Source organism: Bdellovibrio sp. HCB-162 (assembly GCF_047344985.1).
Lineage (GTDB): Bacteria > Bdellovibrionota > Bdellovibrionia > Bdellovibrionales > Bdellovibrionaceae > Bdellovibrio.
On record NZ_CP178861.1, the window covers coordinates 691510 to 703594 of the forward strand.

General features: G+C 44.2%; 10 protein-coding genes. 5 read left to right on the forward strand and 5 right to left on the reverse strand.

What is annotated here, in order from left to right:
* Positions 1-13 precede the first annotated feature (13 nt).
* Both ACLSSO_RS03435 and ACLSSO_RS03440 read left to right on the forward strand, forming a co-directional pair.
* Entirely contained in the window at positions 14-1546 is a 1533-nt protein-coding gene (locus ACLSSO_RS03435; protein WP_413944070.1) for a phospholipase D family protein, read from the forward strand.
* Between the two features lie 7 nt (positions 1547-1553).
* The gene (locus ACLSSO_RS03440) at positions 1554-1937 is read left to right on the forward strand and encodes a DOPA 4,5-dioxygenase family protein (RefSeq protein ID WP_295901209.1); all 384 of its coding nucleotides are present in this window, start codon (positions 1554-1556) and stop codon (positions 1935-1937) included.
* On the opposite strand, the gene ACLSSO_RS03445 is transcribed toward ACLSSO_RS03440, so the two are convergent.
* From ACLSSO_RS03445 to ACLSSO_RS03465, 5 genes are all read right to left on the reverse strand, one after another.
* Positions 1934-3493, reverse strand: a complete 1560-nt coding sequence (locus tag ACLSSO_RS03445; RefSeq protein WP_413944071.1) for an exonuclease domain-containing protein — start codon at positions 3491-3493, stop codon at positions 1934-1936. The two genes, ACLSSO_RS03440 and ACLSSO_RS03445, sit on opposite strands and share 4 nt — an antisense overlap.
* Entirely contained in the window at positions 3483-5855 is a 2373-nt protein-coding gene (locus ACLSSO_RS03450) for an ATP-dependent DNA helicase (RefSeq protein ID WP_413944072.1), read from the reverse strand. The genes ACLSSO_RS03445 and ACLSSO_RS03450 overlap by 11 nt, the downstream gene beginning before the upstream one ends.
* A 1-nt stretch (position 5856) precedes the next feature.
* Positions 5857-6936, reverse strand: a complete 1080-nt coding sequence (locus ACLSSO_RS03455) for a PA0069 family radical SAM protein (protein WP_413944073.1) — start codon at positions 6934-6936, stop codon at positions 5857-5859.
* Positions 6937-7025: 89 nt separating this feature from the next.
* Positions 7026-7871: a hypothetical protein gene (locus tag ACLSSO_RS03460; RefSeq protein WP_413944074.1), complete on the reverse strand. Its 846-nt coding sequence runs from the start codon at positions 7869-7871 to the stop codon at positions 7026-7028.
* 62 nt (positions 7872-7933) lie between these two features.
* Positions 7934-9112: an MFS transporter gene (locus ACLSSO_RS03465; RefSeq protein ID WP_413944075.1), complete on the reverse strand. Its 1179-nt coding sequence runs from the start codon at positions 9110-9112 to the stop codon at positions 7934-7936.
* Positions 9113-9364: 252 nt separating this feature from the next.
* On the opposite strand from ACLSSO_RS03465, the gene rlmN reads away from it, so the two are divergent.
* The 3 genes from rlmN (at position 9365) to ACLSSO_RS03480 (ending at position 11933) form a co-directional block, all read left to right on the forward strand.
* Positions 9365-10585, forward strand: coding sequence for a 23S rRNA (adenine(2503)-C(2))-methyltransferase RlmN (gene rlmN / locus ACLSSO_RS03470; protein WP_295901200.1), 1221 nt, complete (start codon positions 9365-9367; stop codon positions 10583-10585).
* Between the two features lie 12 nt (positions 10586-10597).
* The gene (locus ACLSSO_RS03475; protein WP_295901199.1) at positions 10598-11506 is read left to right on the forward strand and encodes a PfkB family carbohydrate kinase; all 909 of its coding nucleotides are present in this window, start codon (positions 10598-10600) and stop codon (positions 11504-11506) included.
* Positions 11507-11714: 208 nt separating this feature from the next.
* Entirely contained in the window at positions 11715-11933 is a 219-nt protein-coding gene (locus tag ACLSSO_RS03480; protein ID WP_295901197.1) for a hypothetical protein, read from the forward strand.
* The last annotated feature ends 152 nt before the right edge of the window (positions 11934-12085 follow it).

Genomic DNA, 12085 nt, shown 5'->3' on the forward strand with positions numbered 1-12085 from the left:
TAGCCTAAAGGGCATGAGCTTTTTGTTGTGGGGAGTTTTCATTTCTTTTTATTCTCTTGTTTCCTGTCAAACTGTTCCTGCAAATTTTAAAGCATCCGAAAGTCATGCGCTGACCGCGACGTCAGAGACTTTCTTTGGCCGTCTTTTAGCGCCCAGTATTGAAGCCAATCCAGGAAAATCCGGATTTTATCCTTTACAGGCGGGAACCGACGCTTTTGTGGCAAGACTTGAATCAGTTCGACGGGCCGAAAAGAGCCTCGACGTGCAATACTACATTTGGCACGACGATCTTGTTGGAAAAATTCTTTTCTATGAAATTTTAGCAGCGGCCGATCGCGGTGTTCGCGTGCGCTTGCTCTTGGATGACTTGCACATTGGACAATACGAAGAATTGCTTTTGGTTTTAGATTCGCATCCTTTCATCGAAGTTCGAATGTTCAATCCTTTTGCCAATCGCAGTTTAAGATTTTTAGACGTGTTTCGATTTAGCCAGATCAATCGTCGCATGCATAATAAAGTTTTGATTGCCGACAACCAAACCGCAATCATCGGCGGGCGTAATATTGGCAATGAGTATTTCACCGCCAGTCCTGATGAAAACTTCGGGGATTTTGATGTGTGGTGTTTTGGTCCCGTCGTGAAAGAAAGTTCGCAGTCATTTGATCTTTATTGGAATCACCGTCTGTCCGTTCCCATCAAGGAATTGAACAAACGCGAAGTGCAGGGAACGGAGTTAGCAAATCTGCAGAATGATCTAAAGGCTGTGGAACAAAGTGAAGAAGCAAAACCGTATCTGAAGGAACTTGCTGAGTCGTCATTAGCAAAGAGCATTGAAAATAGAAAAATGCATTCTTTCTGGGGAAAGGCTCAAGTCTTTTCCGACTCTCCAGAAAAGGTGGCGGGGGAAAGCTATAAAAAAACTTCGATGCTCAATCAAGTGACGGCCTTGCCGATTAAATCCTCGAAAGAGATTTTTATTGTCTCGCCTTATTTCATTCCTGGCAAAAACGGTGTTGAGTATTTTAAGAAAAAATCCAAGGAGGGAGTGAAAGTCACTGTTTTCACAAACTCGCTGGCTTCCAACGACGTGCCGCTTGTCTTTGCGGGATATAAAAAGTATCGCAAAGGATTGCTGAAGGCTGGCGTTGAAATTTACGAAATGCGCCCGCGCATCTCGGCACAGAAAAAGAAATTCTCCAGTAGTATTTCCGCCGGTGCCCGCTTGGGATTGCACGGCAAAGCTTATGTTTTTGATCGTCGCGTGATGTTTGTGGGCTCCATGAACTTGGACCCGCGTTCTGTGGAGCTTAATTCTGAAATGGGTGTTTTGTTTGAAAGCCCGGAGCTTGCTCAAAGGTTTGTGGAAATGACATTGAATGAACTTCCTGATGTTGCGTATAAAGTGACTTTAAGTGAGGGAAAATTACAATGGACAACTCAAGAAGGTGAAAACGAAGTGACAGTGGATTCCGAACCTGAAGCTTCTGTATGGAAGAGTTTTAAGGCGGGCTTCCTTTCCTTGTTTGTTCCTGAGAGTATGTTATAAGGCCTTCATGAAGACACGCACCTACAAAGTCAATTCTCAGTTATTACCCTCAGGCTTTCCCAGAGAATTCGATGCTCATATTTATTTCTCGGAAACTTCTTTTGAGAAAGCCCATCGGTTGCGCGAAGAGGCCGTCACGCAATTTGCAGGTCAGCGTGTGTTCGTAGGAGAAATGATTCCTGAAGCCATCGGCCCGCATCCTATTCCGATGTTTGAAATCAATTTTCCGAAAGAGCTCTTCACCGACGTAGTCTTGTGGCTTATGAAAGCCCGTGGAGATTTATCAGTCCTCGTACATGAATTGACAGGAAACGATCTCTACGATCACACCCAAGCCGCCATGTGGCTCGGCGACGCGGTTCCTCTGGATTATTCCAAGTTTAAATCTTAAGACATTTCTACAATATGATCCTGAGAACGGAGCTTGTTGAGTTCCGTGTAAAGAACGGTCATGCGGTCGTAGGTGTCGACGGAGTGATCTTTCCAAGGGCACTTGTTAATGGTCTTAGGAAGTTCTTCCTTGACGATGTGACCATTGTGAATTCTGAGATCAATCTTCTGTTCGCCAGAAACTTGAATATGGGCATTCATCAAAGCTGTTAGCTTTTTCGTGCGCAGGTAAGTCGCTGCCGAGCGAATGAAGTGTCGTTCAAACTTATCGGCGATATCTTCCGCCGTCAGCTCGACTTCCACGTCATCGTCTTCTTCGATGGTTTCTGTTTCTTCTAAAAGCTCTTCGGCTTCTTCTTCATCTTCGTCTTTAAGCTTGCGATACCAGTTCAGTCCCACGGCCAAAATCGCACGAACAGACGTGAATTCATACATCTCAAAACCGTGACGTTCACAAAAAAGCTGAAAGCCCTCTTTAAGAAGTTCTGCATCCAACGGCTCATAGAACATATTTTCATCAAAGCTCTCTGCCGCTAAAGAGGCACTCAATCTTAAAATTGAATCCAAGGCCATCGCATTAGAAAAAGGCCCAATGAAGTGTTCATCGTCGGCTTCCGTGCGTGAAGAAGTAAAATCACGATTAAAGAAGGCAAGCTCGCGACGACCCACTTTCAAACTCACGTTGTAAGGAGGATTGAGTCGTTTGATTTCATCCGTTTCTAGTAAAGCCGCTTCTAAAGGACTTCCGACTGTCGTGACATGCAGGTCCCAAACTTGAGTTAGCATTTCAAGCTTGCGTGTGTCGCGATTTTTCTGACCACGGAAATAACTGTTCACGCGATCGTGCAAAGAAGTTGCTTTTCCAACATAAAGAACTTCACCCCAGCGGCTCATCATGCGATAGATGCCAGGCTCCTTAGGAAGGCTCAGGCGCTTTTCTTTAGGCAGAGGGTATTCATACTTGCTGCGTGCCGTTTTTGGAGTTTCTTGGAGCCACTGATGAAGTTCTTCAACAGTGTGAATGCCTTTTTCCTCAAGAGCTGTTGTCAATCCTTGCCAAATCACTTGAGTTGCTTGCACGTGATTGGCAGCGCGCTTAAGTTCCCCTGAAGGGCAGCCAAAGTATCCAGCAAGTCCTTTAATTCCGCGAGTGGGAAGATTCGGAAAAAGTCTTTTTGCAATTTCATGAGTGCAAAGAATAGAAAAAGGCATCGTCTCTTGCAATTTTTCGTAGGCGTCTATTAAGAACGGCTTTTCAAATTGCGCAAAGTGAATAACGGCCAAGGTCTCTTCGCCGACCTGAGTTTTTATATATTCTTTTAAAGAAGAAAACACTTCAGGCAAAGGACGAGCGTCCACCATGTGTTTGTCATAGATGCCAGTGATAAACTGAATACGGCGAGGCACCGGTTGATCTTCCGGCTGTTGCACCAAAAAACTTTCGACAGTCTCTGATTGCAAAGAGCCCCAGGCAATTTCCAGAATATTGGCCGAATCAGGCTTGGCCCCTGTTGTCTGCAAATCTAAAAAGAGAACGGATTTCTTTTTAAGACTCATAAGAACTCCAAAACTCTTGGACGTCTTTTAAAATCTGCCTTGATACTAATTCCTGCGGAGATTCTTGGAACCAACCTTCCGGCATTGTTTCAGCGTAACTGTTTTGCAAAAAGCGCGAGTCGAGCATTACAATCACACCGCGATCTGTCTCTGAGCGAATCACGCGGCCAGCCGACTGGATGGCTTTTGCCATAGCCGGATACACATAAGCGTAGTTAAAGGCATTGTCTTTGCCGTAACGGTTTTCATAGTAAGTGCGGATTTGCTCGCGCTCAAAATCAAAGTTCGGAAGAGCAGGGCCTACAACAAAAGCACCAATAAGCATATCACCAGGGAAGTCGACGCCTTCAGAGAAGACACCGCCCTGTACGCCCATCAACAAAGTCGGACGCTGGGCTGCTTTCATTTCTTCGAGATAGTTTTGAATCAGTTGCTGCTTCATTTCTCGTTCTTGCGTAAGAATTTGAAACTGTGGAAGCTGCAACTTTTGTAAAACCATTCCCATAAATTCAAAGCTAGGGAAAAGCGCAATGTAGTTTCCAGATTTCACTTGCGTGATTCGTTGAATGGCATCAGCAATTTTGCCGGCGTTCATATGACGATCTGAAAACTTCGTCGAAATCTGCGGAATGATTAAAAGCTTGCGATTGTCTTTTGTGAACGGTGAAGAAAACTCAATTTGTTTCGTTGTCTCTTTTGGAAAACCCAAAAGCTCTTGATAGTAATTAAACGGCTTCAGCGTTGCCGAAAAGGCCACGACATTTTTAAATTCCTTGTAAGCCAAAGACAAATGGTCAGCGGCATCACAGCAGGTGATCTTCAGCATTTCGGAATAATTGCTCTTCTGATAGGTCTGAAAGAACTCTTCGCCACTTAAAGCGAGCGAATTCACAAAATCCGACCACATGTTCATAAAGCGTAACATGGGATCTTGATTTTGAATCTCTTCGTCAGATTCCAAATACTGAACCGTTAGATCGCGAATATCCGCATCAAGATCTTCGAACGGCTCCATCACGATTTCAATTTTCTTCGAAACGCCATCGAGACCATAAGACTGAATCAGCTTGCGAGCTTGTTGCAACAACACCTGAGCTCGCAACGAAAACGACGGCGAAAGTTTCACCAAGTCACGCTCTAAGGTATTGAGCTGTTGGGTCGAAATACTCGGAGAAAAATAATCCTGCGCTCGCGAAGGAAGGTTGTGAGCTTCATCAATAACCAAATTGGCTTTTTCTTTTTGTTCAAGTAAAGGTTCTGCCAAGCGGCCAATCAAACTGCGGGGAGCAAAAACGTAATTGTAATCCCCAATCACGACATCAGCACGCTCAATGGCTTCAATAGAAAGCTCAAAAGGACAAACTTGATATTCTTCCGCCATGGCTTTGAGCTTATGACTATCAAGACTGCGAAGCCTCGCAAGTTTATTCACCAAATCGTTTTCATGGACCTTTTTGTAGTAATCTTTCGCAAACTCACAGTATTTGGGATTGCAAAGAGGTTCAGCCTTCATGCACATCTTGCTTTTTGCTGTGATCGTTAAAGAGCGCACCTTACAGCCTTGCTCTTGCATGCGCTCAACAGCTTCTTCGGCAACCTGATGCTGGGAGTTTTTAGGTGTGACGTAGACCACTTTCTGGCCACGAGCCATCGCTTCTTTTAAAGAGGGATATAAAATCCCCACAGTTTTTCCAAGACCTGTCGGCGCTTGAATCAACAGAGGATTTTCGGTTGCAAAGTTTTCTGTGATCGAATCGACAAGTTCCCGTTGTCCTCTGCGCGGAGCAGGAAACGGAAATGCCATTTCTTCAGAAATCTGCTGACGTTTTTTAAATAATTTTTCTTTGATTTTCGTTTCAACAACAAGTTCTTCCAAACGAAGCGCAAGCCAAGCTTCATATTCTTCAATATCTAACAAAACCGGCAAATCGCGGAATTTATAATAATTACGAGCCGACACCAAACAAAGATTCAAACGTGGAACGACACCAGTGTGTTTGTAGTGCATATATCCATAAGTGCGCACCTGCCACACATAAGGATGGTTAGGCTCTAAGGTCAACTTGTCATAAAGCTCATCAATATCGAAACTGGTTTTGATCTCTTCAATCATCGCCGGATATTCAACAAAACCATCGGCGCGTCCTGAGATCTCAAACTCATAAGGAGATTTCGTAAAAGTAAAAGAGATTTTTTTCTCAGGCGTATAATCTGAATTTTCACGCACACGAATTCTTTGCACCGCCTGGTGAATCTCCTGGCCACTCAGTGGAGGCGCTCCATAACCGGAATGCGTCTCGATGTGTCCCACACGAGGAGTCGGAATCGCAAATTGTCGAACATCGAGATGAACTTTACGCATATCAATCTAGTTTAAATTGCAGTTGATCCCCGGGCCTTTGAAAGTGTGCTGCCGAGAGTTCAAACTCTTTCACATTTAAATTATATTTGCGAGTATAAAGAGCAAACATTTGCGCCATTTGGTCGGCTCTAGCGCCTTCTCCGCGCATACGCGATCCAAAGTTAGGATCATTGAGTTTGCCGCCCCGAATATCACGCACCGAGTTTAAAACTTTTTGCTTTTTTAGGGGGCGATGCACTTCCAGCCATTCCTCAAAAATCGGTAAAACCGAAGAGGGGAGACGCAAGGGAACGTATCCCGCAAAGCTGGCACCCGCTTCACTGGCCGCTTTTAAAATCATCGGCATTTCATGATCGGTGAGGCCGGGAATACAAGGTGCCACATTCACACCCACTGGAATTCCTTCCTTCGCTAAAGTTTCAATCGCTTTAAGGCGAGCCATCGGATGAGACGTGCGCGGTTCTAAAGTGCGAGCAAGATCGGCATCCAGTGATGTCACGGAAAGAAAAATCAAAATGCCGTCATACTTTGCCATCTCTTTAAAAATATCTAAGTCTCTCAGGATCAACGCATTTTTTGTGATCATCGACACAGGATTTTTAAAGTCCAACAAAACTTGCAAGCAACCGCGAGTCAGTTCTTTTTGTCTTTCAAGCGGTTGATAGCAATCGGTGATGCCGCTCATATTGATCACTTCCGGTTGCCATGATTTTTTCATCAAAGCTTCACGCAAAAGTTTCGGCGCTTCTTCTTTCACAAAAATTTTAGATTCGAAATCAAGTCCCGGAGAATAACCTAAATACTCATGCGTGGGGCGCGCATAACAATACGCACAGCCGTGTTCACAGCCGCGATAGGCATTCACTGAAAAGCGAAAACCGACATCAGGAGATTTGTTTTCCGTGATAATGGTGCGTGAAGAGTCTTTGAGGACTTCCGTTTTGAGAAGAGGCTTCTCGTCAGCATCAATGTAATTATCAAATTCTTCTTCGGTAGCTTCGTATTTAAGAGAGTCGTAACGATTGGTGACGTTGCTACTGGCTCCACGACCACGGATATCTTTTCGAAATTCACGAGTCATAGACGGCCAGTATATGCTCAAAAAATAAGAAACCGCAAAGCAGAATGCCGTTTGGCTAGACTGCTAAGGCTTGTTTACTCAATATGAGTTCAGTTTAAATTCGTAAAAGGCAGCTCTAAACCGTTAAAGATATAAATCGGTCGCGGTGCCTGGCCGGAAGACTCTCCGGGAACAAAAATGCGCACATTAAAAATCAAGGCTGCATTTTCAAGAACAGGTCGTTGTGTTTGCAGCCAGTTTTGTACAGCCGAATCCAACTGCGTCGTTAATTCAGAAGTGAAGGAAGTTGGAGTCATCAACAGAACCGGACTCATCGCTCCCGTGTTTGTGTAAAGAAAGCTGATTTCAAGAGAGATCAAAGCGTCGCTGGGAGCTTGTGCAATAGTTTCCTTAAACGCTAAATCCAACCATGTCTTCAATGACGTCACTTGATTCTTTTGTCCAAGTAATTCAGGCAAACTCGCAGGACCCGTCGCCCCCGCCAATGGATATAGAGGAGAAGCAAAAGCCACCCAAGGACTGTGTTCTGCTGAATCAAAAGATTGAGCTTTGATTCGTGCAAGTGGATGCACCAACGCATTCCATGACTTGATTGAAACAACAAGAACGCCATCAGAGTTTTCTGTGGCGTCAATTGATTTTAAGTCTGCAGGAAAGCCATTATCAAAACTGATCAACAAGGCGCCGGAAATAGAACGCGTGATATGAAAAAAGGGTTGTTGATCTTCGAGTCTCAGATTAACGCCTGCGCCAGGAAGTTTCGCTGGAGCCGTCAACTGAATTGTCACTGTACCTAAAGCTGATTGTTGAAGCCGTGAAATATTTGAATCCGACAAAAAGCTTTGTCCCAGTAGGGCCGGTGGGGAGATGGCGAGAGCAGATGTGCTGAAACCCAAAAACAAACCTAAGAGCAAAGATAAAGAAAGTGTTTTCATGGAAGCTTCATAACGAAGTTCCTTCGTAAACTCAAATTATATAAACGTAGGAACGGGGAATTCTATTTCGCGGGAATTTCTTGCAAGGGATGATGATGGCGTTCGCGTTTAAACAAGAACGCGAAACTGTTCACCATCAGGAACGACAGAATTACAAATCCCAAACCCCATAAGAGCGCTTGTTTAATGCTAAACAAGTCCGTCAGTTTTCCAATCGTCAAGTGCATTAGAATCAACATAATGGAGTCCGTCGCCATCATATACGAAACGGCGGAATCCAAGTCCTCAGGAAACTCCGTGGAGATCCAGGAAATCGAGAGAGGATAAAACGGCGCAATCATAAAACCTGTTCCTGCCAAGAACAGAGGATGAATAAATACGCCCGCTAAAATAAAAACACCGGTCATCACTAAGGATGTCGACAACAAAAACTGCGGCGAACGTTTGAAGTGCACCACCGCGAAAAGAAAACGTCCTAGCATCATGCAGATGAAGAAATAGGTGACGTAAAGACTTGACGCCTCCATGTCATAATTCCAAGTGCGTTGCATGTACAGAGCTAAACGCGAAGAAACCATAATTTCAGCAGCGACGGCAAGACTCAGCATGATAGCCAAAAACAACTGTGGTTTAAAATTTTTCTGCTTATTGGCTTTGTGCTTTTCAGGAGAAAACTCTGCCTTCGTGTGCAAAGACTTGTGACTGCCGTGGAAAGTGTAAATCAAAAGACTCAAAGGTCCCAGAGAGCCCGCCGCAAAAGTCCAACGCCAGCTTCCAGTTAAATACTCCATCGACGCTGCTAAAAGAGGAGCTAGCAAACTCGCCATACCATACATGGTGTGAAGACCCGAAAGCATTTGTTGCTTGCGATGAGGACTTGAACCCATCGGCACTAAGATATTAGGTACTAAACCCAACACGCCAAGACTCAAACCAAAAAAGAAACTGAAAAATAAAAACAAAGGAAATACAGGGGAGGCCGCCATACCCCACATCGAAATCATCAAGCCGATTGCTCCGCTGCGTAGAACCGTCAGGCGATCATAGCGTCGTAAAAGATAGCGGCAACCATAGCTCGCAAAAAAGCCTGAAATATTACTCAAGGCAAACATCAAAGACCCCATGGAGTCACTGATTGCAAAATGCTTCATGATTTCAGGAAACAAAGGCCCACGGATATTGTCAGAAAGTCCGAAGACAAAGAGGCTCGCGTAAGAAAGAAAAATAAAGGGCCAAATCATGACTTCAATATAAAGACCTGAGAGGGTGAACTCAAGGACGAGAGGGTTAATATGAGGAGTCTTATGTAGAATTTGCGCAAAGTTGCTTAAAGTCAGGCAGCCTGGCTCGGCCAAAGGGACAATTCCATGAAATTCCTAGGAAAAAAGGGGGGCTTGTGCTACAAAATCGCCCACATAATCCTTTAACCAAAGAGACTGCTTAAGGTCTCAGCTGTAATAAGCATGGCTGTGATAAGCCCGAGGAGCCCGAAGATGGAATTAAACAACGGCGGCGTTGAAAACGCTATGTCTGCCCCTGTGAACTACGCTGACGACAACGTCGCAAAACCTCTCGAAAATAAACCCGTCAATTTTTACTCAATGACTCTTGAAGATTTGAAAGCCTACCTTAAAGGGAAGGGCAAAGAGCAATTCCGCGCTCAACAAATTTTCAAATGGGTTTATGAACAAAGAATCACAGATCCTGAACAAATGACGAATCTTTCAAAAGAATTCCGCGCCTCTTTGCCGCAACTTTTGAGCTTTGAACTTCCGAAAGTTTTAACTCACTTAAAATCTGTTGATGGCACGCAGAAGCTTCTTTTTGATATGGGCAATGGCCAGAGTGTTGAAGCTGTTTTGATTCCCTCTGAAGACCGCCTGACTTTGTGTATTTCCTCTGAAGTTGGTTGCAACATTGGTTGTAAGTTCTGCTTCACAGGAAAACAAAAACTAAAACGTCGTTTGCGCACGGAAGAAATCGTCGGCCAATTCATGCAATGTCATGATCGCATGGGCGATGGTCAACGCATTACAAATATCGTTTTCATGGGCATGGGCGAGCCGCTGGACAATCCAGAAGCGGTCTTTAAAACTATCGACGTTATTCATTCTCCGTGGGGTATCAATCTTTCTCGCAAAAAAATCACTGTCTCGACTTCGGGCATCGTTCCAGAAATGTGGCGTGTGGCTGACGCGAAAGTGCGTTTGGCCGTGAGCTTAAACGGTCCAACAGATGAGATCCGTACGCAAGTAATGCCGATCAATAAAAAATGGAATACGACAGAGCTTCTGAACGCATGTAAAGAGTACTGCCGCATTACGAAAGACAAAGTTACTTTCGAGTACGTTTTGCTAAAAGGTGTGACAGATCAAATCGAACACGCTCGCCAGTTGGTGAAATTGGTGAAAGACGTTCCTTGTAAAATCAATATCATTCCATTCAATGAACACCCAGGTTCTGGTTACGAGCGTCCTTCGGATGAAGCTGTCGAGGCTTTCCACTCGGAGCTTATGCGCCTCGGTGCTCATGTTCTTCTTCGCCGCTCAATGGGTCGCGACATCTTTGCGGCTTGCGGTCAATTAACAAGTCAGGTGCCGAACAAACCTGAAACTATGGATATTTCTAACTCTAAACTTGCGGGTCTTCCAAAGTACAAGCGTGAGATGCTTGCTGCTGCTGCCGAAGCCGCGACGAATAACAACAATCAATAAGGAACCGACACCATGTCTGAAATTCTCGTTGTAGGAAGTCTTGCTTACGATTCAATCCAAACGCCATCAGGAAAAGTCGATCGCGCGTTGGGTGGGTCTGCGAATTATTTTTCTTTGGCAGCCTCTTTGTTTTCTAAAGTGCGCGTGGTCGGCGTTGTCGGTGAAGACTACGACCAAAACGATTATGAGTTGCTCAACTCTCGCGGTGTGGATTTGACCGGCCTTTCAAAAGTTCCAGGAAAAACATTTCACTGGGCGGGTTCTTATGAAGGCGACATGAACGAAGCGAAAACTTTGAAAACGGATTTGAACGTGTTTGAACATTTCAATCCACAATTGCCAGAGCATTTCAAAGATTCTTCTTTCGTGTTCTTGGCTAACATTGCTCCGGAACTTCAATTGCAAGTTTTGGAACAAGTGAAAGCTCCGAAGTTCGTAGGGATGGACTCTATGAACTTGTGGATTAATATCAAAAAAGAAAAAGTGATCGAAGTTCTTAAGAAGGTCGATCTTGTTTTGATCAACGAAGGTGAAGCAAAAATGCTTACGGGCGCTGCGAACGCTATTTCAGCGGCTCCGATGATCACAGATCTTGGACCAAAAACGGTTGTGATCAAGCGCGGTGAGTACGGTTTTGCGATGTATTCTAAAACAGATGGTTATTTCATTCTGCCAGCGATGCCAATTCCAACGGTGGTAGATCCAACAGGTGCGGGTGATACATTCGCTGGTGGTTTCTTCGGATACTTGGCGGCACAAAAAGAAGTTCCAACGGTAGGTAACTTGAAACAGGCTTGTATCATGGGTTCTATGATGGCGAGTCACACGATTCAGGATTTCTCTGTAAGAGCTCTTGCGAAAGTCACACTTAGTGACCTGGAAAAACGTCTCACTGAATATAAAAAAGTGATTACAGTTTAGTTAATTTAAAAGAATCTCAAAATGAAAAGCCTCGCAAATGCGGGGCTTTTTTATTTTATCCCAAGTCGAATCCAGCAGTTAGATCAAAACCCGAGGCACAGCATTTAAAAATTATTTAATCCCGTTTTCATAAGTTCTTAAGAACGCTTTGCTAATCTGATTTCAGCAAGAGAAGAGATGATTCTCACAAACCAAAATGGAGGTTTTTATGAAATCAGCAATCGTTCTAATGTCAATCGTACTTGCAGGTGTTTTCGCTCAAGCACAAGGCACAGGCGCGGCTCCTCAGCAATCAAACACTGCTAACTCTGAAGTTTCTCAACAACAAAAAGCAGACTCTGCTGTTGTGAAAAAAGAGAAAAAACATAAAAAACACGGCAAAAAAGAGAAATCAGAAAAAGAAAAATCAGAAAGCATGACTAAATAGTTTTCTGATGAGTGCCCTCGATCTTAGCCGAGGGCACTTCGTTATCGCAAATTTTTCTCTAGAATCATATTCGCGTTTGAAGCATTTTCCGTTTCGGGTTGAAGCGAATTTCAAAAAATATACGCTAATCATGACGGCCATCATCACACTCC